Genomic DNA, 22640 nt, shown 5'->3' on the forward strand with positions numbered 1-22640 from the left:
GCGAGAGACAGCTAAAGGGCGGGATTATAGCGTAAACAGGGTGGGAATGACCCTGCGGTTGTTTACACCGGTCTGTCGCAACAGAACGCTTTGCACGTAATGCCTTCACTTGATCCAGAGGCTTCCATCCTCGCTCTGGCGATAAATGGTGTAAGGCAAGATGACAGTGTCCAGTACGCCGGAAACCACGAGGTCGACAAAGATGAGTGGAATAGAGCCCACCTGCGCTGCACCTGCCGTCTGATTGGGGGGCGAGTTGAGTATGCAGAAATCGTAGGCCAGACCGCTGTAGACACGCGGGATGGATTGGCAGTAGGTCTGCCTCTGCCGCAGATCCTTTGCCGTTTCAGCGTCATCCTGCAGCACCGTAACGGCGGTTCCGCAGCCGGATAAGGCCAAAGCGACAGCACCAATCGCCGTACTCATTTTTATAGTCACAAGCTGCCCTCCGAAAACGTCAGGCAAGCTAGCATCGTGACTATTCAGGGCATAGCTCATGAATCTGAGGATGATGTAGGACATTTCATAAAAACTTGTCCGCCAGATCTCGGGAGATTGCTCGCGAAGACGATTCAGCCAGCGCTGGAGACGTCTCTGGGCAGACGCTGATCAATAACCTGATACAGCGCACTGCTCTCAGGCCAGTTGCGCATGAACCGCGCCCGATCCCGCGCATAGGCCGGGGCAAAGCTGCTTACCGAAGCGTGCTGACGCATCGCATCCAGATCGATCAGCGCCCAACGGTCCTGCTGCCAGAACAGATTGTGCCCTTTGAAATCACCATGACTGATCCGCTCGCCAATCAGCTCGGCGAACAGATGATCCAGCGCCAGCAACTCAGCTTCAGGCGCATCGCCGCTCTCAACGTAGGGCGCAAAGCGCTCGATAATGTCCGGCCCCGGCAAAAATTCAGTCACCAGGTAAGCCCGACTCCGCAGCCAGAAAAAACGCTTCTCCAGCACCGCCAGTGGCTTGGGTGTCGCAATGCCAAGGAACGCCAGGCGGTTACCTTCGCGCCAGGAGTGCCAGGCACGGCTCGGACGCCAGAAGCGTTTGAGCCAGTGAGCGAAGCCTTTGATGTTGTAGCGCTTGATTACCAGCGTGCGACCATCAATCTGGACTTTTCCTACGCTCGCAGCGCCACCGGTTTTATAAAGATGCCCCTGATCAAGCAAGGCGTCTGCCTGATCCAGCACCGGCAACATCGCCGCCTCTTCTTCTCGCCGTATCGCCCGCAATCCAAATGCGCCGCGCTGGACGCTGAACAGCGTGCACTCGCGTCCCACCTTGTCCAGGAAGTCTTTAAGCCGCCAACTACGCACCTTGTTGATCTGCTTTTGCAGCGCCTCCATCGGTAACGCATGTTCGCCATTGCTCAGCAGGTAATACACCAGCAGCTCTTCGGTGAACGGTTCCAGGGATTTAGGCAACTGGGCAAAAAACACACCCAGGTTTTCCAGCACTTTCTGTCGTGAAAGCGGCTGTCCCGGTGTTTCTGCACAGATACCGGCACCATCAATCAAGTACAACCGACCGCGCTGACGCAGCAGGTTGTCCAGATGCAGGTCTTCCTGCCACAAGCCTTTTCGATGCAGTTGGCCAATCGCGCCCAGGGCATCGGCCAACACCGCCGATTGCTCGTCCGCGAGCAGTGGCAGGGATTCGACCTGTTGCCAGGCATCCCCCAGGCTGTGGGCACCTTCGAGAAAATCGAACAGCAGCCAACCGCCCTCGCCTTCTTTCAATCCATCGGCGAGCAGCAAGGGTGTTGTCAGTCCTTGATCAGCCAGCAAACGCACGCCGTTGAGCTCACGCTGAAAGTGTCGCGATGCTTTGCTACCGACCAGCAACTTGGCCAGCACCGGCCGACCACGCCACACACCGGAACCGACATAGCGCTGTCCCGGCAACACTCGCAACAAGGTCAGCAACTGCAAGTCAGCAGGCCCGGCAGCATCTGCCAGTGAGATGCTCAGCGGCAGGCTCGGGCTGCGCCCCGCGTTTTTCAGTTCGGATAAACGCATCAACGCACTCCCTTGTAACTGCGCCGCGCGGTCAGCCGCACCAGCCAGGTGTCGATCAGCGAGCTATCCGGCGATTGAACCAGGTAGGCCGCCAGCAACTCGCGCAACTGAGCTTCGTTCCACTGTGGCGCTCGGCGCAGTAACGGTTCCAGATCCTTGACCCGATCACGAAGACCGAACAGCAATGGCCGGGTCTTTTCCAGATCGATGAGCTGGGCTTGATAACCGTCGCCGGTCGCCTGAAGAAAAATGTGTTTGGGGTAAAAGCAGCCGTGAACCTGACGAGCGCCGTGCAGGCGTCGAGCCAACTGCCCACAGGCGTTCATGATCGCCGAGTGCTGCGCCTCGCTCAGCTCCGACCAGCGCTGCAACAGCGAATCCAGATCGTCCCAGCCATCCAGCGCACGGGTCAGCAGAATCGCCCGGACTTCACCCTCGACCTTGCGTTCACCGTAGAACGCAGCTTTCAGTGCGGGAATTCCAAGGTTTTCGTAACGACTGATATTGCGAAACTCACGAGAGAAACTTGGCTCGCCAAAGGGCGCATGCAGCGTGCGCATCTGATAGTTGCTCTGGCGCTTGAGGTAGTAGCCATGACCTTCAAGATCCAGGCGAAACACGCTGCTCCAGCCACCGCGCGCGGTGTTGGGTTCGTCCACCGCCTCGAGTTGCTTGGCCCAGAGCGCATCAAAGTTGCCGAGCCCGTGACGCTCCAGCAGCGCACGGTCTTCAGCCGCCAGAAAATCAGTCATTCGCGTCCCTCGAAAAATCTTACAACGTGCCGAATGCGCTTTTTGTCCGCGTCATTCAGACGATCACGTTGGCGATACTGCAGGTAAAAGCGCAGACGCTGAGTGGCCGACAGTTGATACTTGGCGACTTTGTCGAGGCACGCCAGATCCTTGGTAATACGGTACTTGAGCCAGAAGCCACGCCAGAAATCACCGTTGGGGCAATCGATCAGGAACAGTCGGGTCTGATCATCGATCAACAGGTTGCGCCATTTCAGATCGTTATGGGTGAACCGATTGTCGTGCATGATCCGGGTGTAACCGGCCAGTTGCCGGCTCACCGTATCGACCCACGCACGATCTCGCAGCTTCGGATCGTGCCGCTCGGCCAGTGCCGACAAGTCTTCGGTATGCGGCAATTCGCGGGTAATCATCGCCCCGCGATCATAGGCCGCGCCGCGACGTTCCAGCCCCCAGGCCACGACTTCGGCTGTCGGGATACCCCACTTGGCGAAGCGTTTGAGGTTCTGCCACTCGGCTTTGACACGAGGCTTGCCCAGGTACCGACGCAAGCCCTTACCGGCACCGACGTAGCGCTTGACGTAATAGTTGACGCCATTGCGCTCGACCCGGATGACTTCGGACAACGGGTCGCGGGTCAGGCGCTCGCCCTGAAGCGAAAACACCGCTTCGAGACTGCCGAAATCTTCTGCCAGGTCGCTGTAAGCCGGTTCAAGTTTCCAACCCGACATCAGAGCGCGTCCCCGTATCGCTGCTTACGATCGTAAAGCTTGTTGGCCTTGCCTTCGAGCCAGGCCAGCAACGCCGCTTCTTCCGCCAGGATCTGGCGCAGCGGCTGCTGAAAGTAGCCTTTTAGAAAGCGCAATTTGTCGCGTTGGGTGAGGCCGATATCGAGGGCCGAAAAATACAAGGCGGCCAGGTCTTTGTTGCGCCAGCGTTGAGTGATCGCCGGGCGAGTCTGGGCACGATGCAGATCGATGATCGAGAGTTTGAAATCTCCGGCCGTCACAGGCTTGTCGATGTGCAGCAGAAAGTGGCAGATGTAGCAGTCGCGGTGGTTGACCCCGCCGCGGTGCATCATGCCGGTCATGCGCGCCACTTCGGCAATCAATGCGCGCTTGAGTGCGGGTTCCGGCGGCTGCTTGCGCCAGTTGATACTGAAGTCTTCGAGGCTGACGGTCGGCGCCAGTTCTTCGGTGACGATAAACGAATGCTGGTCTGCGGGGTTGCTGCCCTTTTCGCCATAGGCGACAGCCGTCATGGTCGGCACACCGACTTCTTTGAGGCGCTCAATGGCCTTCCATTCCTGCCCGGCGCCGAGCACCGGCAACTTGGCGGTGAGCAGGTTCTTGAAGATCTCGCCCCAACCGATGCCACGGTGAATCTTCACGAAGAACCCATTGCCATCGACGACGGTACGCAGGGTCCGGCGCGCTTCGAGTTCGCGATACACCTCGCCCTCAAGGCGTTCGACTTCGGTAAATGGATCGCGTCCAGCCCACAGGCTCTTGAACGGTTCAGCCAGCATCAACTTCATTAAGCGTGCTCCGCCAGAATCACATCAGCCGCGTGTTGCGGCATGCTATAGAGGTCGGCCGTCTCAGCGAAGGCCAGACCGTTACGGCTCCAGGCCGCGCGGGCATGAGGGTCTTTCAACATATCGCTCAGGTAACCGTTCAGCTGGGTCTGATCGAAAGGCTCGTCCAGCACCAGGCCAGCGTCGGCCTCGGCGATGTAATGGGCATAACCACAGACCGCGCTCACCAGCACCGGCAACCCGGCCACCACGGCTTCGAGCAACACGGTTCCGGTATTTTCGTTGTACGCCGGGTGGATCAACAGGTCGGCGCCCAGCAGAAAACGCGGAATGTCGCTGCGTCCCTTGAGGAACGTCACGTTATCGCCAAGCCCCAGCGTCGCGCTCTGCATCTGGAATAATTTGGGGTCGTCCTGGCCAATTACAAACAGCCGGGTACGTTTCTTCAGATCAGCGGGCAATGCGGCCAGGGCTTTCAGGCTGCGATCGACGCCCTTGGTCTTGAAGCCGGAGCCGATTTGCACCAACAGCAGCTCGTCGTCTTTCAGGTTGAATTCGCGACGAAATTCAGCGCGAATCTCGGCCGCATTCGGCGGCGCACGACGGTCCTGGGAGATGCCCGGCGGCAGCAAATGGAAACGCTCCAGCGGTGTGTCGTAATGCTTGATGAACAGCGGTTGCTGAACTTCGGAAATCATCAGGACTTCGGTCTTGGCGTCCTTGGCGAACACCGCACGCTCATACTCGGCAAAATGCCGGTAGCGGCCCCAGCGACGGTAAAGGGAATTGCGCAGGTTCTGCGCCTTGTCCTCGAAGCACCCGTCGGCGGCGTAGTAGACGTCCAGACCCGGCATTTTGTTGAAACCGATCAATCGGTCGACCGGGCGCTTGGCCAGGTCCGCCGCCATCCACTCGCTGAGCTTTTCGTTGCGGCGATGGTTGAAGAACGCTTTGACCGGCGCCACCAGCACTTCGAAACCGGGCGGAATGTCGCCTTCCCAGATGAGCGTATAGACGCGGATCTGATGACCACGCTGCTGACACTCCAGCGCGATGCGCATGAAGTCACGCTGCAAGCCCCCGAATGGAAAATACTTGTACAAGACGAATGCCAATTGCATCAGCGCAGCTCCTCAGCCAGTAACAACGTGCTCAGTCGGGTCGCGACACGCTCGGGATTCAAACGCGTGAAGCACAGGGGCCACTCGCGCTTCAGGTCGAACCGACGAGCATCTTCAGCCGTCGGTTGATAAGTGCATTTCTTTTGCAGGCACGGCGCACAGGGGAAATCGCTTGCCATGTGAATCTGCGACTTGCCGTAGGCGCCAGTCAGACCGGGGTTGGTCGGGCCGAACAATGAAAGCGTCGGCACGTCCAGCGCGGCCGCCAGATGGCCCAGACCGGTGTCCACTGCCACACAGGCTTGCGCCCCGGCAAGCACTTTGCCAACGCCCGCCAGGTTCAGCTTCGGTAGCACTTCGACGTGTCGCATGTCTTTGGCTATGCGCTCGGCCCTGGCTTTCTCTGCCGGGTTGCCCCACGCCAGTTTCACCCCGACGCCAAGATAGCCTACGCGCTCGGCCAGCTCGCGCCAGTACGCCTCCGGCCAGTGCTTGGTGTCCCAGGTGGTTCCGTGCAGGAACAGCACGTAAGGATTTTTGCGTGGCAGCTCCACCAGTCGTTCAACGTTCAGGCCATAGTCGCCCAGGCCTTTGGGCAAGTCATAACCCAGGGCCACGGCGAACAACTGACGCACACGCTCGACCGCGTGCTGCCCACGGGCGACGGCAAGACGCCGGGAATAGAAGCGCGCAGCGATCGGTTCACGGGCGGAGTTTTTGTCCAGCCCGGCCACCGGCGCTTTGACGTAACGGGTCAGCAGCGCACTTTTCAGCAAGCCCTGGGCATCGATGACCAGATCGTATTTCGTGGCGCGAACGCTTTGCTTGAAGCGTTTCCACTCGCCACTCTTGAGGGTCTGCCAGATGTTCTTGCGCCAGCGACGGATCGCCACCGGAATCACCTTGCCGACGGCGGGATGCCAGGTCGGAATTTCGGCGAAACCTTCTTCCACGACCCAATCGAACTGGATGCCAGGAATTGCCCGTGCCGCGTCAGTCAACGCCGGCAACGCATGGATCACGTCACCCAGCGATGAAGTCTTGATCAACAGTACCCGCAAACTAATTGACCTCGACCACAGTGCCCTGCAACCGCTGCAAGGCTTCGTTCACCGCTTGCGGCATGAGCTGGCGCAAGCAATTGTAATGACCGAAGCGGCACGTACGGTCGAAGCAAGGGCTGCATTCAATGCCCAGGCGAACGATTTCGACGTGCTCGGCCAAGGGTGGCGTGAAGCCTGGCGACGTCGAGCCGTAGACCGCAACGAGGGGACGGTTCAGTGCGGCGGCGACGTGCATAAGGCCCGAGTCGTTAGACACCACCGAGTCGGCGCAGGACAGCAGATCAATGGCTTCAGCCAGGGACGTTCCGCCGCTGAGGTTCACCGACTCCTCGCGCAGGCCAGGGATCAACCGGGCGCGAATGTCTTCGCCCACCGCGTGATCGTTTTTAGAGCCGAACAACCAGACCTGCCATCCTTCGCGAATCTTCGTTTCTGCGACCTTGGCGTAATGCTCGGACGGCCAGCGCTTGGACTCACCGAACTCGGCGCCTGGGCACAGCGCCAATACCGGGCGGTCGAGGGTCAGGCCGAATTTGGCCAGAGCCGCCTCGCGGGTGACCGGATCGATCTGCAGGGTTGGCCGGGGATATGGTTTCGGCAGTTCGGTGCCGGGCTCGTAAGCCAGCGCCATGAAGCGCTCGATCATCAGCGGATAGCGTTCTTTATCCAGCGTGCGCACGTCATTGAGCAGGCCGTAGCGAAACTCGCCGCGCCAGCCTGTGCGTTTGGGAATGCCGGCGAAGAACGGCACCAGCGCCGACTTGAGGGAATTGGGCAGCAGGATCGCCTGGTCGTACTGGCCGGCCAGGGATTTGCCGATGCGCCGGCGGGTCGCCAGCTCAAGAGCGCCGTGGCCGAGCGGAAAGCTCAAGGCCTGACGGACTTCGGGCATGCGTTCCAGAATCGGCCGGCTCCACTCGGGGGCCAACACGTCGATTTCGCATTGCGGGTGGCGCTGTTTAAGACACTGAAAGAGTGTCTGCGCCATCACCATGTCACCGACCCAACTGGGCCCAACGATCAGAATTTTCATGTGGTTTCCAAAAACGAACCGGGGAGGCTTACGCCTCCCCGCCTCGAGAATCACTGTGGAAGCATGCAGGCTTGCGATGGGTCATCACCTTCAACATGACTGTCGACTGTCACTCCGCTATCGCGAGCAAGCTCGCTCCCACATTGGGTATTGGTGCACATCCAGTGCGGTGCAGCTTAGCTGCCTCAATCTACAAAACAATGAAGATCTACTGTGGGAGCAAGCCATGTGGCGAGGGGATTTATCCCCGTTGGGTCGCGAAGCGGCCCTAAAAAATGGGACTGCTGCGCAGTCCAACGGGGATAAATCCCCTCGCCACATGGCTCGCTCCCACAGGGTAATACGGTGCTGCCAATCTCCGGTTTCAGCTTAGCCCCAACTCGCGCCAGATTCGCAGCACCTGCCGTCGTTCGTCCGCGAACTGATCACCAGGTATTACACCAGCATCCTTCTGCAAGGCCTGTCGGTGCGCGGCGGAACGATAGGCTTTATAGGCCTCGCGCAACAAACCGGCGTCTTCGGCGGGCATCAGCCCTTCCTCCTCCAACCCTTCCAGAATGCGGATATTGTCGGTCCAGCGCAGCAATGACGGGTGCGTTTCGGACCACGCCAGGGCCGCGTATTGCACCATAAATTCAATATCGACGATACCTCCGGCATCCTGCTTGAGATCGAACGGCGCGGTGGCTTCGAAAGCATTTGTCCCGGTGCCGGCCGCCGTGCTCTTGCTGCCGAGGTTATCGCGCATCTTGGCGCGCATCTCGCTGACCTCCTGGCGCAAGGTCGGCAAGCCCCTTGGTTTACCCAAAATCGCCGCACGGACTTTCTCGAACGCCAGCCCCACATCCTGACTGCCCACCAGTACTCGCGCCCGCACCAATGCCTGGTGCTCCCAGGTCCAGGCTTCGTTTTCCTGATAACGCGCAAACGCACCCAGCGAACTCACCAGCAAGCCCGATGCACCGGATGGTCGCAGGCGCATATCCACTTCATACAACTGGCCCGAGTTGGTTTGGGTCGTAAGCAAGTGAATGATCCGCTGCCCGAGCCGCGTGAAGAACTGGGCCCCATCAATCGGTTTTGCCCCGTCCGTTTCTGCCTGCGGATCACCGTCGTGGATAAACACCAGGTCCAGGTCGGAACCATGCCCGAGTTCCAGCCCGCCGACTTTCCCATAACCGACAATGACGAAGCCGGGATCGCACAACGTGCCGTCAGTGCGCAGGGGCGTGCCATATTTGGCCACCGTTTGACGCCAGGCCAGTGCCAGCACTTGCTCCAGGATCGCTTCCGCCAGCCAGGTCAGGTAATCACTGACTTTCATCAGCGGCAGGCTGCCGGCGATTTCCGAGGCGGCAACACGCAAGCGGTGCGCCAGTTTGAAATGGCGCAGCGCCTCCATTTGCTGCTCGAGGTCGTCTTCAGGAATTCGTGTCAGGCGTTCGCGCAGCTCGGCGGCCAATTCCGGCGCCAGGGGCGGCTTGAACAACCGGCCTTCGTTAAGCAGTTCGTCGAGCAACAACGGGAAGCGGGTGATCTGCTCGGCAATCCACGGGCTCGCGGCACACAGGGTTAGCAGGCGGCGAAGTGCACCCGGGTTTTCGGTCAGCAACACCAGGTACGCGGAACGACGGGCGACGGCCTCCACCAATGGCAATACCCGCTCCAGCACCAGGTCCGGGTTGGCGTGCTCCACGGCCTGAGCCAGCAGCCGCGGAATAAAGGCGTCGAGCCGTTCGCGACCGAGGCGCTGCATGGCGCGCAATTGCGGGCTGCCCCGCAGACTGGCCAAGGTTTTCAAGGCTTTTGAAGCGTCCGCAAAACCTCCGTCCTCCAACTGGCGGCAAGCGGCTTCTTCATCCTGAGCCTCTTCCCACAGCGGCAGCCACTCACCCCCGACCACCACTTCGCTCTCGGTGCCTTCCTCTTCGTCGGGATCGGCGATCACCTGACCGAAGTGCCAGGCCACACGATCGCGCCAGTACATCAATTGCTCGTGGAAGGCAGGCCAATCGGCAAAACCCATCATAAAAGCAATGCGCGCCTGATCCTGCGCGCCGTCCGGCAACATCTGGGTCTGGCGGTCGGCAATCGCTTGAATCGCATGTTCGGTGTAACGCAGGAATTCGTAGCCTTCGCGCAACTCGCTGATCACCGCGGGTGGCAGGTACCCCTGGCCTTCCAGTGTGCTCAGTACTTTTAATAGAGGGCGTTGTTGCAAGCTCAGGTCGCGACCGCCGTGAATCAGCTGGAAAGCCTGAGCGATAAATTCGACTTCGCGGATGCCGCCAGAGCCGAGCTTGATGTTGTCAGCCATGCCCTTGCGGCGGACTTCCTGCTGGATCAGCTGCTTCATGGTGCGCAGCGCTTCGATGGCCGAGAAGTCCAGATACCGTCGGTAAACGAAAGGACGCAGCATCTCCTGCAATTGCGCGCCGGCCACCTGATCGCCGGCCACCACCCGCGACTTGATCATCGCGTAGCGTTCCCAGTCACGCCCCTGATCCTGGTAATACTGCTCCAGCGCATTGAAGCTCAGCACCAGGGCACCTGCCGAACCGTAGGGCCGCAGGCGCATGTCAACGCGGAACACGAAGCCGTCGACGGTCATGGGGTCCAGCGCTTTGATCAGGCGCTGACCGAGGCGTATGAAAAATTCCTGATTATCCAGCGAGCGCTTCACACCGACGGTTTCGCCGCCCTCGGGGTAGGCGAAGATCAGGTCGATGTCCGACGACAGGTTCAGCTCGACCGCGCCAAGCTTGCCCATGCCCAGGATGACCATTTGCTGCGGCTCGCCGCTGCGCCGTCCCGTAGGTACACCGAACTGCTGGCAATGGCGCGCGTACAACCATTGATAGGCCTGATCGATGCTGGCATCGGCCATGTCCGAAAGGTCGCGGCAGGTCTGGACCAGATCGGCCTGCCGGGTCAGATCGCGCCAGATGATCCGCACCTGATGGCGGGTGCGCTGCCGACGCAAGACACGCCCCAATTCGTCCTCGGTTTCAGCCAGCCCTACTGCCGCCGCGATCTGCGCACACAGTTCACCGGGGGCAAAGCCACGGTCGAGTTCGCCGGACCGCACCAGTTCAAGCAGCATTAAAGGGTCACGCACACTCTGTTCGGTGACAAAGTCGCTGGCGGCGGTAATACGGGCAAATTGGGCCCAACGTTCAGGCGTCCAGCCGGACAGGTTCGAGTCGCCATCGAGTGCAGCGACGGCTTCACGGAACGACTGCTCGGCACGGGTGACAAACGGCAGGAGTATGGCGGGCAGTTCGGCAAGCGAAGGGAGGCTCATGGTCTATCCTTGATCGGCGTGTAACGGGCTGCATGTAGTGATTTCTGAAAACCCACTACCTGATCGACTGTCGAACAAAGGTTAGAAATAGCTGAAATTCTTTTAATGTTGGCAGCGATCATCAAGCTTTCACCTTTTTCGGTTGGCAAAAGACCAACCTTAACGATTATTCTCACAACGCAGCTGGAGGCCACAAGCCGCTCATCTGTAGTTTTACTACTCGTCTATACATTCGAAAGGCTGAAATGCCCGAAGATTTGTAGTAAAACTACACGCCGCCGGAACAACCTCTCGGCAATCCAAGAATTTATATCGTCTGCCCACAAGGCCAGTCGCAAACTCAGGCAACCGATTCTGGAAGCCTTTCCGCCCTGGAGCAAGCCATGCAAGACCTCGATCCCGTCGAAACCCAGGAATGGCTGGACGCCCTGGAATCGGTTCTCGACAAAGAAGGCGAAGACCGCGCTCACTATCTGATGACCCGTATGGGCGAACTGGCGACCCGTAGTGGCTCGCAGCTGCCATACGCCATCACCACGCCTTACCGCAACACGATTCCTGTGACCCACGAAGCACGCATGCCTGGCGACCTGTTCATGGAACGCCGCATTCGCTCGTTGGTTCGCTGGAACGCGATGGCCATGGTAATGCGTACGAACCTGAAAGATTCTGACCTCGGCGGTCACATCTCCAGCTTCGCCTCCAGTGCGACCCTGTATGACATCGGCTTCAACTACTTCTTCCAGGCCCCGACCGAAGAACACGGCGGCGACCTGATCTACTTCCAGGGCCACACCTCGCCAGGCGTCTACGCCCGTGCGTTCATGGAAGGCCGCATCACCGAAGACCAGATGAACAACTTCCGTCAGGAAGTCGACGGCCAGGGCTTGTCGTCCTATCCGCACCCTTGGCTGATGCCAGACTTCTGGCAGTTCCCGACCGTATCCATGGGTCTGGGCCCGATCCAGGCGATCTACCAGGCACGCTTCATGAAGTACCTGGAAGCCCGTGGCTTCATCCCTGAAGGCAAGCAGAAAGTCTGGTGCTTCCTGGGCGACGGCGAGTGCGACGAGCCGGAATCCCTGGGCGCGATCTCGCTGGCTGGCCGCGAGAAGCTCGACAACCTGATCTTCGTCATCAACTGCAACCTGCAGCGCCTCGACGGCCCGGTTCGCGGCAACGGCAAGATCATCCAGGAGCTCGAAGGCGTGTTCCGCGGTGCTCAGTGGAACGTGACCAAAGTCATCTGGGGCCGTTTCTGGGACCCACTGCTGGCCAAAGACGTCGACGGCATCCTGCAACGTCGCATGGACGAAGTCATCGACGGCGAGTACCAGAACTACAAAGCCAAAGACGGCGCGTTCGTGCGTGAACACTTCTTCAACTCGCCAGAACTCAAGGCGATGGTTGCTGATCTGTCCGACGACGAGATCTGGAAGCTCAACCGTGGCGGCCACGACCCGTACAAGGTCTACGCGGCGTACCACGAAGCGGTCAACCACAAAGAACAACCGACTGTCATCCTGGCCAAGACCATCAAAGGTTATGGCACCGGTGCCGGCGAAGCGAAAAACACGGCGCACAACACCAAGAAAGTCGATGTCGACAGCCTGAAGTTGTTCCGTGATCGTTTCGACATCCCGGTCAAGGACGAAGAGCTGGAAAACCTGCCGTTCTTCAAGCCGGAGCCAAACAGCGCAGAAGCCCGCTACCTGAGCGAGCGCCGCACTGCATTGGGCGGTTTCGTGCCGCAACGTCGCGCACAGAGCTTCAGCGTGCCGACCCCGCCACTCGATACCCTCAAGGCCATCCTTGACGGTTCGGGCGACCGTGAAATCTCCACCACCATGGCCTTCGTGCGGATCCTCGCGCAGCTGGTCAAGGATAAGGAAATCGGCCCACGCATCGTTCCGATCATCCCGGACGAAGCCCGTACCTTCGGTATGGAAGGCATGTTCCGTCAGTTGGGCATCTACTCGTCCGTCGGCCAGCTCTACGAGCCAGTCGATAAAGACCAGGTGATGTTCTACAAGGAAGACAAGAAAGGCCAGATTCTCGAAGAAGGCATCAACGAAGCAGGCGCCATGAGCTCCTTCATCGCCGCCGGTACTTCGTACTCCAGCCACAACCAGCCAATGCTGCCGTTCTACATCTTCTACTCGATGTTCGGCTTCCAGCGTATTGGCGACCTGGCCTGGGCCGCTGGCGACAGCCGCACCCGTGGCTTCCTGATCGGCGGCACCGCCGGACGGACCACGCTGAACGGCGAAGGCCTGCAACACGAAGACGGTCACAGCCATATCCTGGCCGCTACCATCCCGAACTGCCGCACCTTTGATCCAACCTACGGCTACGAGCTGGCGGTGATCATCCAGGACGGCATGAAGAAGATGACCGAAGAGCAGCAGGACGTTTTCTACTACATCACCGTGATGAACGAGTCCTACCAGCAACCTGCCATGCCGGCCGGTGCCGAGGAAGGCATCATCAAGGGCATGTACCTGCTCGAAGAAGACACCCGCGAAGCGGCGCACCACGTACAACTGATGGGCTCCGGCACCATCCTGCGTGAAGTGCGTGAAGCGGCGAAGATTCTGCGTGAAGAGTTCAACATCGGTGCTGACGTCTGGAGCGTTACCAGCTTCAACGAACTGCGTCGCGACGGCCTGGCCGTTGAGCGTACCAACCGTCTGCACCCGGGCCAGAAGCCTAAACTGAGCTACGTCGAAGAGTGCCTGAACGGCCGTAAAGGTCCGGTCATCGCCTCCACCGACTACATGAAGCTGTTCGCTGAGCAAATTCGTCAGTGGGTCCCGTCCAAGGAATTCAAAGTCCTGGGCACCGACGGTTTCGGCCGCAGTGACAGCCGTAAGAAGCTGCGTCACTTCTTCGAAGTCGATCGTCAATTCGTGGTGTTGGCAGCCCTGGAAGCATTGGCTGACCGTGGTGACATCGAACCTAAGGTCGTGGCTGAAGCCATCGCCAAGTTCGGTATCAACCCGGAAAAACGCAACCCACTGGACTGCTGAGGAGACACTCTGTGAGCGAACTCATTCGCGTACCTGACATCGGCAGCGGTGAAGGTGAAGTAATTGAACTGTTTGTGAAGGTCGGCGACCGTATCGAAGCCGAGCAGAGCATTCTGACGCTGGAATCGGACAAGGCGAGCATGGAAGTGCCTGCGCCGAAGGCCGGTATCGTCAAAAGCCTGAAAGTAAAGCTGGGCGATCGCCTGAAAGAAGGCGACGAACTGCTGGAGCTGGAAGTCGAAGGTGACGCTGCGCCAGCCCCTGCGGCGGCCGCTGCACCGGCGGCCAAGGCTGAAGAGAAACCGGCTGCCGCACCTGCTGCTGCCGCGCCAGCCGCTGCACCTGCCGCCGCTTCGGTTCAACAAGTGCACGTGCCGGACATCGGCTCGTCGGGCAAGGCCCAGATCATCGAGATCCAGGTCAAGGTCGGCGACACCGTCGAGGCTGATCAATCGCTGATCACCCTGGAATCCGACAAGGCCAGCATGGAAATCCCGTCGCCTGCCGCGGGCGTGGTCAAGGCCATCAGCGTCAAGCTCAACGACGAAGTCGGCACCGGCGACCTGATCCTGGACCTGGAAGTGGCAGGTGCTGCGGCGCCTGCTGCTGCCGCTCCAGCTCAGGCAGCTGCACCTGCACCTGCCGCTGCGCCTGCTGCAGCGGCAGCTCCGGCGGCACCGGTTGCCGATAGCGTTCAGGACATCCACGTTCCGGACATCGGCTCGTCGGGCAAGGCCAAGATCATCGAAGTCCTGGTCAAGGCCGGCGACACCGTTGAAGCCGACCAGTCACTGATCACCCTGGAATCCGACAAGGCGAGCATGGAAATTCCATCGCCTGCCGCTGGCGTGGTGGAAAGCGTTTCCATCAAGCTGGATGACGAAGTCGGTACCGGCGACCTGATCCTCAAGCTGAAGGTCAAGGGCGCTGCGCCTGCTGCTGCACCGGCTCCAGCTGCCGCTGCTGCGCCAAGTGCTCCGGCCGCTGCTGCTCCGGCTGCCGCTGCACCTGCGGCTGCCGCTCCAGTTGCTGCACCCGCCAGGCCAGGCGCCAAAGTTCACGCCGGCCCAGCCGTGCGTCAACTGGCCCGTGAGTTCGGTGTCGAGCTGAGCGCCGTCGGCGCCAGCGGCCCGCACGGTCGCATCCTGAAAGAAGACGTACAGGTTTACGTCAAAGCCATGATGCAGAAGGCCAAGGAAGCACCGGCCGCTGCTGCTGGCGCAACCGGTGGCGCGGGCATTCCGCCGATTCCGGTTGTCGACTTCAGCCGTTTCGGTGAAACCGAAGAAGTGCCGATGACTCGCCTGATGCAAATCGGCGCATCGAGCCTGCACCGCAGCTGGTTGAACATTCCACACGTGACTCAGTTCGATTCGGCTGATATCACCGACCTGGAAGCGTTCCGTATCGCTCAGAAGGCTGTTGCAGAGAAGGCCGGCGTCAAGCTGACCATCCTGCCGCTGCTGCTCAAGTCCTGCGCGCACCTGCTCAAGGAACTGCCGGACTTCAACAGTTCGCTGGCACCAAGCGGTAAAGCGATCATCCGCAAGAAATACGTGAACATCGGCTTCGCCGTCGACACGCCTGAAGGCCTGCTGGTACCGGTCATCAAGAACGTCGACCAGAAGAGCCTGTTGCAACTCGCCGCTGAAGCTGCCGCGCTGGCCGCCAAAGCCCGCGACAAAAAGCTCACCGCTGACGACATGCAAGGCGCCTGCTTCACCATTTCCAGCCTCGGCCACATTGGCGGCACCGGCTTCACGCCGATCGTCAACGCGCCGGAAGTGGCGATCCTCGGTGTTTCCAAGGCAACCATCCAGCCAGTCTGGGACGGCAAAGCCTTCCAGCCGAAACTGATGCTGCCGCTGTCGCTGTCCTACGATCACCGCGTGATCAACGGCGCCGCTGCAGCACGCTTCACCAAGCGTCTGAGCGACCTGCTGGCGGACATTCGTACCATTCTGTTGTAACACCTGGCGGCCCTCCTTCACTGGAGGGCCTGCCGCGTTCCATGTTTTCCGGGCGCCACGCTCGTACCTCAACCCCGCCAATTTGGCGGGGCTTTTTTTGCCTGAGATTTTTTAATTTAAAAGTGTGCCTTCCTACATTTGTAGCTGATATCGCCCACAACTCGAGTCCATTTCCGCTCCGTATTTTTTAAGGTCCACTCACTAGTCTTGGTGATGCGACGCCTTAATAAACGCGCCGACATTGTTAATTTTCTGACTGGCGCAATACTGAATGGACTCAACTATGTTCAAACCTACTGTCGGCCCTATTGTTGGCCACACGACAACTCATCAGACACGCCTCTTCCTGCGCGGCACGCCACGAAAAAACATTTCTGTTTTCGCCGGTATTCGTTATCGACGAGCGGGAGAGGTGTGCTGGCTGAACAGTATTTTTGCGAAACTGGAACCTGTCCGTGACGGGTGCGAAGTCATCGCACTCAATGAACTGAGCGCCGACACCGAATACGAGTATCAGGCTGGCTGGTTCAGCCCCGCAGGCCCGACGCACACGGTGGAGACAGCGCAACAGCTACCGCTGCAATGGCCGCAAGACCTCTACCGCTTCCGCACGCCGTCCACAACGACGACCAAACCACGCGCCTATATCGTCGGCTCATGCCGATACCTGCGAATGACCGGCGGCATGCCCGTTCTACCGCACCGGAGTGACCGAATCTTCGCGTCGATCATGCAACAGGTACGCCACGCCCAACCACCCGTCAGCGCGGTGTTGATGACCGGCGATCAAGTCTATGTCGATGATTTGAACATCGTGGCGCCCGACCGTGAACTAAACGATATCTTCAGCAAGTACTGCGCCGCCTTTTCTCAGCCCAATATCAGTCAGTTAATGTCCAGTGTGCCGACTTACATGATCCTTGACGATCATGAAATAGAAGACAACTGGCCCGCCAACAAGAGCAATAAAGACGACTACTTATATACGAATGCGATGACTGCTTATGAGATATACCAGGCCAGCCACAGCCCCATTCCTGAGTTACTCGATAATGGCCGGGTAAGTTCGACACTCAACAGGTATTGGTATCAGTTTACCGAGGGCGATATCGAATGGTTTGTGACCGACAGCCGAACACGGCGAAATCTATCCACCGCTGACCGGCGCATTCTTGATCAGGCGCAAGAAATCGCCTTATGTGAATGGTTGATCAACAGTTCGGCCCGAGTGAAGTTCGTCGTGACCAGCGTCATGTTCTATCCCGATAAGAAAATTCAGGGCGACGATGCCTGGAAAGCGTTTCCCGAACAGCGACTGCGCCTGCTGGAGACGATCCGCCAGCACCGCATCAAGAACGTCATCTTTGTCTCCGGCGATGTCCACGGCTCCCTGACCAGCCGGCTGACGCACAGCGAGGACCCGGATTTTGAGGTGCACACCGTGGTGTCGTCGCCTCTAAGCAACAGCAAATTACTGCCTTACGCCAATGCCGCCAGCTTTATCCTCGATCAACCGTTGGCCCGCACGGCCGAGGGCGAGTACCGGCACGCATTGACCGGCGCAGTGATCAGCCAGGACAACTTTGCCCATCTGGTGGTTGATGCCGGGCAGATTCGTGTCAGCTACCACGATCGGGAGGGCCAATTACTGCAACAGACCGATATCCCTTTGCGCTAACGGTCAAAAGATCGCAGCCTGCGGCAGCACCTACGGGTCTACCCACTTGATGCAGGCGCTGCCGCAGGTCACGGTCTGTATTGTCTGGCACTTACTTTGGCGCAATCACTGAAGAAATCTTCTTCTCTGCCGACATATTCTTATAGCACTTGGCCTTCATGTCTCTTGTCAGTCAGTGTTGCAATGATGCAACCTTGCCGCACGCAAGAGTAAAGAGGGCGAAAGCCCGGCGCGATCAGCACTTTCGAAGCGAGTTCCCTCCATGAAAAGCCAACCCGATGCCGCCAGCCGTATGGTGGCCGAGGTAGTGACGCAGTTGCCTGTGCCCTCGCGGCTCGGCATGCTGCGTTTCGAACGGCTGAATGAGGCGAGCTGGGCGCTGTTGTTTCTCGATCCGAACTGCGAAAGACAGTTCGGCCTGGCGGCTACGGAGCTCTGCTCCCTGATCAGTTCGCCCTACGCCAGCCTGATGGAGCCGCAAGCGCGCCATCAGTTGCATGACGCGATCCAGCAGCAACTGACTGAAAGCCCCAATTACCTGATCCGCTACACCTTGCACACCCCCTCCGGCGCCTTGAACCTGCTGGAGCTGGGTGAAGCCTTCAAACAGCACAATCGGCAGTTGCTGCGTGGCTACTTGATGGTTGTAGACGACCTGTTCGAGGGCAATCCGCAGCTGTCGGCGCTGGACCTGGAAACTCAGAACTCGCGCCTGCAAATCGCACTGGAACTCAATCAGCGCGCACAGCAGGAACAACTGCTGCACCTGGATCGGGTTCGCGCACAGCAGGACCTGATCCTGTTGCTGACTCGCCAGCGTTACAGCAGCAACAATTCCCTGCAGGAAGCCGCTGAGCTGATAACCCGCAGCGCGTGTGACATCTACGAAATCGACTGTGCCAGCCTGTGGAACCTTGAAGATTCATTCCTGGTGCCAATCTCGGCCTATCATCGCGCCACCCGGAACCATCAGCTGCCGGAACCGATCGACGTCAGCGGCTTCCCGAATTACCTGGAAGCCTTGAACACCGGCCGCGCCATTGACGCCCACAACGTGATGCACGACCCGCGTACCCGGGAACTGGTGGACAGCCTGCGACCGCGGGACATCATTGCGATGCTCGATGCCAGTATTCGGGTTGATGGCAACGTCGTGGGCGTGCTCTGCCTGGAACAGATCGGTATCACTCGCGCCTGGCAATCGGACGAAATTGCCTTCGCCGGTGAGCTGGCAGACCAATTCGCCCAAGTGATCAACAACCACAACCGCCGCGCCGCCACCAGTGCCTTGCACTTGTTCCAACGCGCCGTGGAGCAAAGTGCCAATGCCTTTTTGCTGGTCAATTGCGACGGGGTGGTCGAGTACGTCAATCCGAGTTTCACAGCGATCACTCAATACAGCACTGAAGAAGTCCACGGCCAGCGGCTGTCGGAACTGCCGGCACTGGAGAACCTGAGCGAGCTGCTGTTCGACGCGCCCTCGGCACTGGTCAAAAGCAACAGCTGGCAAGGCGAGTTCAAAAGCCGCCGTAAAAACCTCGAACCCTATTGGGGCCAGTTGTCGATCTCCAAGGTTTACGGCGACAACCGCGAGCTGACGCATTACATCGGCATTTACGAAGACATCACCCAGACCAAACTCGCCCAGCAGCGCATCGAGCGCCTGGCTTACACCGACAACCTGACCAACCTGGGTAATCGCCCGGCGTTCATCCGCAACCTTGACGAACGCTTCGCGCGCGACACCGATACGCCCATCAGCCTGCTGCTGGTGGACATTGATAACTTCAAGCGCATCAATGACAGCCTCGGCCACCAGACCGGCGACAAGCTGCTGATCAGCCTGGCCCGACGCCTGCGCAACAGCCTGAGCCCGAGCGGCAGCCTGGCGCGTTTTGCCAGTAACGAGTTCGCGGTGTTACTGGACAACACCGACCTGTGCAGCGGCCAGAAGGTCGCCAATCAATTGCTGGCGACCCTCGACAAACCCATGTTCGTCGACAACCAGTTGATCAGCGTCACGGGCTCAGTCGGCCTGGCCTGCGCACCCCTGCATGGACGCGACCCGCAAACCCTGATGCGTAACGCCGGCCTCGCGCTGCACAAGGCCAAGGCCAACGGCAAACATCAGGTTCAAGTGTTCACCGAAGCGCTGAACGCCGAGGCCAGCTACAAGCTGTTCGTCGAAAACAACCTGCGCCGCGCCTTGACCCAGAATGAACTGGACGTGTTCTACCAGCCCAAGCTTTGCCTGCGTAGCGGTCGCCTGCTGGGCATGGAAGCGCTGCTGCGCTGGAACCATCCGGAAAAAGGCATGATCCGCCCGGATCAGTTCATCAGCGTGGCAGAAGAGACCGGCCTGATCATTCCCATTGGCAAATGGATCGCCCGACAGGCCTGCCGCATGAGCAAAGACCTGACGGCGGCCGGCCTGGGCAATCTTCAGGTGGCGATCAACCTGTCGCCCAAGCAGTTCTCCGACCCGGACCTGGTGGCGTCCATCGCCAATATCCTCAAGGAAGAAGCGCTGCCGGCCAATTTGCTCGAACTTGAGTTAACGGAAGGCCTGCTGCTGGAGGCCACCGAAGACACTCACTTGCAGCTCGACCAGCTCAAGCGCCTGGGCCTGACCCTGGCCATGGACGATTTCGGTACGGGTTATTCGTCGCTCAGTTACCTGAAAAAATTCCCGATCGATATCATCAAGATCGATCGAAGCTTCATTCACGAAATCCCGGATAACCAGGACGACATGGAGATCACCTCCGCCGTGATCGCCATGGCCCACAACCTGAAACTCAAGGTAGTGGCTGAAGGCATCGAGACGGCTGAACAGCTCGCGTTCTTGCGGCGCCACCGTTGTGATGTCGGTCAGGGCTACCTGTTCGACCGCCCGATCCCGGGCACCGAGCTGATTGAAAAGCTCAAGCGCTATCCGCGCGGACCGATTGCCTGACGGCACACCCTCGCTCCCAAAGGGATAATTGGGCAAACTGCGTGTCTAACAATTCACATTCAACCTGACTGAGAGGACTGATGATGGTTCTGCGCTCGGAAATTCTGGTGAACAAAAACGTGCTTCCAACTAAAGAACAAGCCCTGCCTGGCCGCGAAACCCCAATGAACTTGCCGGAAAAACACTTCGTCCACGACTCGCCGCTGCTGGGCCCGTTCGTCACGGATGTGGATTTCGCCATCTTCGGTCTGGGGTGCTTCTGGGGTGCGGAGCGTCGCTTCTGGCAGCGTGAGGGTGTGGTCAGTACCGTGGTTGGCTACGCCGGCGGTTTCACGCCGAACCCGACTTATGAAGAGGTCTGCTCGGGCCTGACCGGCCACACTGAGGTGGTACTGGTAGTCTACGAGCCGGCGAAAGTCAGCTACGACGAGCTGCTGAAGATGTTCTGGGAGCTGCACAACCCGACTCAAGGCATGCGCCAGGGCAACGACATCGGCACGCAGTATCGCTCGGTCATCTACGCCACCAACCCGACACAGCTGGACGCGGCCAAGGCCAGCGCGAAGATCTTCCAGGCTGAATTGAACAAGGCTGGCAAAGGCACTATCACGACCGAAATCGATGAAGCCCCGACGGTCTACTTTGCCGAGGCCTATCACCAGCAATACCTGGCGAAAAACCCGGAAGGGTATTGCGGGATTGGTGGTACGGGCGTGACTTGTCCGATCTGAAGTGAGCTCTGATCGTTCCCATGCTCTGCGTGGGAATGATCGGTCAACTCTCGGCAATCAACCAATCCATCTGCCACCCGCCCTGAGTCTGTCCCAGCTTCTTGGACAACCACGGCAGCAGCTCACGCAATTCTTCCTCCAGTCCCCACGGCGGATTGGCAATCGCCAGCCCGGAACCGTTCAAGGTGTTCGGCGTGTCCAGTGGATGCACCAGCAACTCCACCCGCAACAACTTCGGCGCGCCCGTGCCGGCCAGGTCCTGATAGAAACGGCGCAACATGCGCTGGTCCTTCACCGGGTACCAGATCGCAGCCACGGTTTGACGCATCCGTCCAATAGCCTCTTTCAGCGACGCCGCACAACGCTGCATCTCATCCAGTTGCTCGAACGGTGGATCAATCAACATCACCGCCCGCTTCTCCTGCACCGGCAACATGGCACGCGGCACGTGCCAGCCCTCGCCCAGATGCACCTTGACCCGGCGATCACCCGCCATGTTGTCCTTGAGCAACACACCGTCTTCGGGGTGCTTCTCGTTGAGCATCAACCGATCCTGTGGCCGTGTCAGACGACGCGCCAGCTCCGGCGAGCCCGGGTAATAGCGCAATTGGCCATCCGGGTTCATGTCGTGCAGCACCTTCATGTAATCGGCGGTCAACGCCGGCAGATCAGGCTGATCCCACAACCGGGCAATCCCTTCCAGGTACTCACCGGTACGGTTGGCCTGATCACCCTGCAGGTCATACAGACCAATGCCGGCGTGAGTGTCGAGATAGGCAAACGGCTGCTCCTTGCGCGACATCAGGGCGATGAGGCGGGTCAAGGTCAGGTGTTTGAACACATCGGCGTGATTGCCGGCATGGAAGGCGTGACGATAATTCATGATTGCTCCTGCGAAGGCCGGGAAGTTTACCTTGTACCGAGCCGAACGTCAGGGCTTCGCAGCCGAGCGGGTGGCGGCACAAAAAATCCAGGACATTGGCAAGACTTGTGACCAGCACTGGCAGAACCTGTGGCAAGGGAATTTACGCCCTCACCACAACAGCCCGTTACGATCCTGAAGGTCGAGGCCGCAACCGCCGCCGCACCACTTCCAGCACATCACAGCCGTCCCGCAGCGGAATCGCGCAGAGCAATGCAAAGTCACTGAGAATGAAAGAGTCGCACTCGACCGATCCGCGCATGGACAGATTTTCGAGCACTTGGGTAACAGCCTGGATTCGGTAGTTGGCCGCGTCGGTCAAAACGTCGATGGGTGCCTGGGTATCCAGGAACAGGGTGGGCATGTCACTGCAGTTGCTGGTGAGCGCCTTGAAGCGGTTATCCGGATGAGGAGCTGGCTTTACATACGGAGGATCGGGATGAAGTGATGGCATTTGAAATCTCCAATGATAATGGGAGCTGCCATCAGCCTTCCTACGGGCTTGGGTGGCAGCTATAC

Annotated in this window: 16 protein-coding genes; 5 read left to right on the forward strand and 11 right to left on the reverse strand. The window is 59.2% G+C overall.

The genetic code is table 11. The features are described 5' to 3' along the window. Positions 1-105: 105 nt before the first annotated feature. The 9 genes from H7698_RS12895 to glnE form a co-directional block, all read right to left on the reverse strand. Complete coding sequence (locus tag H7698_RS12895) at positions 106-438, reverse strand: YceK/YidQ family lipoprotein (RefSeq protein ID WP_194691865.1); 333 nt, start codon at positions 436-438, stop codon at positions 106-108. Between the two features lie 134 nt (positions 439-572). Further along, positions 573-2024 (reverse strand): lipopolysaccharide kinase InaA family protein, encoded by a 1452-nt coding sequence (locus tag H7698_RS12900; protein WP_194691611.1) that lies wholly within the window; start codon positions 2022-2024, stop codon positions 573-575. Further along, positions 2024-2776 carry a lipopolysaccharide kinase InaA family protein gene (locus tag H7698_RS12905; protein WP_194691612.1) on the reverse strand — a complete coding sequence of 251 codons (753 nt, stop codon included), beginning with the start codon at positions 2774-2776 and terminating at the stop codon, positions 2024-2026. The genes H7698_RS12900 and H7698_RS12905 overlap by 1 nt, the downstream gene beginning before the upstream one ends. After that, a complete protein-coding gene (locus H7698_RS12910) occupies positions 2773-3507 on the reverse strand; it encodes a lipopolysaccharide kinase InaA family protein (protein WP_194691613.1) in 735 nt (244 codons plus the stop codon). Before H7698_RS12910 ends, H7698_RS12905 begins: the two co-directional genes overlap by 4 nt. Continuing rightward, positions 3507-4313 carry a lipopolysaccharide core heptose(I) kinase RfaP gene (gene rfaP, locus H7698_RS12915; protein WP_162437164.1) on the reverse strand — a complete coding sequence of 269 codons (807 nt, stop codon included), beginning with the start codon at positions 4311-4313 and terminating at the stop codon, positions 3507-3509. The genes H7698_RS12910 and rfaP overlap by 1 nt, the downstream gene beginning before the upstream one ends. Next, positions 4313-5434 carry a glycosyltransferase family 4 protein gene (locus H7698_RS12920; RefSeq protein ID WP_194691614.1) on the reverse strand — a complete coding sequence of 374 codons (1122 nt, stop codon included), beginning with the start codon at positions 5432-5434 and terminating at the stop codon, positions 4313-4315. Before H7698_RS12920 ends, rfaP begins: the two co-directional genes overlap by 1 nt. Then, the gene (gene waaC, locus H7698_RS12925) at positions 5434-6495 is read right to left on the reverse strand and encodes a lipopolysaccharide heptosyltransferase I (RefSeq protein ID WP_162437166.1); all 1062 of its coding nucleotides are present in this window, start codon (positions 6493-6495) and stop codon (positions 5434-5436) included. The genes H7698_RS12920 and waaC overlap by 1 nt, the downstream gene beginning before the upstream one ends. A gap of 1 nt (position 6496) precedes the next feature. Beyond that, positions 6497-7531 carry a lipopolysaccharide heptosyltransferase II gene (gene waaF / locus H7698_RS12930; RefSeq protein ID WP_194691615.1) on the reverse strand — a complete coding sequence of 345 codons (1035 nt, stop codon included), beginning with the start codon at positions 7529-7531 and terminating at the stop codon, positions 6497-6499. Positions 7532-7895: 364 nt separating this feature from the next. Continuing rightward, entirely contained in the window at positions 7896-10835 is a 2940-nt protein-coding gene (glnE, locus tag H7698_RS12935) for a bifunctional [glutamate--ammonia ligase]-adenylyl-L-tyrosine phosphorylase/[glutamate--ammonia-ligase] adenylyltransferase (protein WP_194691616.1), read from the reverse strand. Between the two features lie 383 nt (positions 10836-11218). Between glnE and aceE the strand changes: the two genes are divergently transcribed. The 5 genes from aceE to msrA all read left to right on the forward strand — a co-directional run bounded on the left by aceE (position 11219) and on the right by msrA (position 21199). Beyond that, positions 11219-13864, forward strand: coding sequence for a pyruvate dehydrogenase (acetyl-transferring), homodimeric type (gene aceE, locus H7698_RS12940; protein WP_162437169.1), 2646 nt, complete (start codon positions 11219-11221; stop codon positions 13862-13864). Between the two features lie 11 nt (positions 13865-13875). Further along, positions 13876-15834, forward strand: a complete 1959-nt coding sequence (gene aceF / locus H7698_RS12945) for a dihydrolipoyllysine-residue acetyltransferase (protein WP_194691617.1) — start codon at positions 13876-13878, stop codon at positions 15832-15834. A 283-nt stretch (positions 15835-16117) separates the two neighbouring features. Then, entirely contained in the window at positions 16118-17512 is a 1395-nt protein-coding gene (locus H7698_RS12950; protein ID WP_194691618.1) for an alkaline phosphatase D family protein, read from the forward strand. Between the two features lie 262 nt (positions 17513-17774). After that, positions 17775-20468 (forward strand): sensor domain-containing phosphodiesterase, encoded by a 2694-nt coding sequence (locus H7698_RS12955; protein WP_194691619.1) that lies wholly within the window; start codon positions 17775-17777, stop codon positions 20466-20468. 83 nt (positions 20469-20551) lie between these two features. Further along, positions 20552-21199, forward strand: a complete 648-nt coding sequence (gene msrA / locus H7698_RS12960; protein WP_162440199.1) for a peptide-methionine (S)-S-oxide reductase MsrA — start codon at positions 20552-20554, stop codon at positions 21197-21199. A gap of 43 nt (positions 21200-21242) precedes the next feature. Here the strand turns inward: msrA and H7698_RS12965 are convergent, their stop codons facing one another. Further along, positions 21243-22082, reverse strand: a complete 840-nt coding sequence (locus H7698_RS12965; RefSeq protein ID WP_194691620.1) for a 23S rRNA (adenine(2030)-N(6))-methyltransferase RlmJ — start codon at positions 22080-22082, stop codon at positions 21243-21245. Positions 22083-22248: 166 nt separating this feature from the next. After that, complete coding sequence (locus H7698_RS12970) at positions 22249-22575, reverse strand: hypothetical protein (protein ID WP_194691621.1); 327 nt, start codon at positions 22573-22575, stop codon at positions 22249-22251. Positions 22576-22640 lie beyond the last annotated feature (65 nt).

Origin of the sequence: Pseudomonas sp. p50(2008), assembly GCF_015351605.1 — a bacterium.
In the GTDB taxonomy this organism is placed as follows: Bacteria; Pseudomonadota; Gammaproteobacteria; order Pseudomonadales; family Pseudomonadaceae; genus Aquipseudomonas.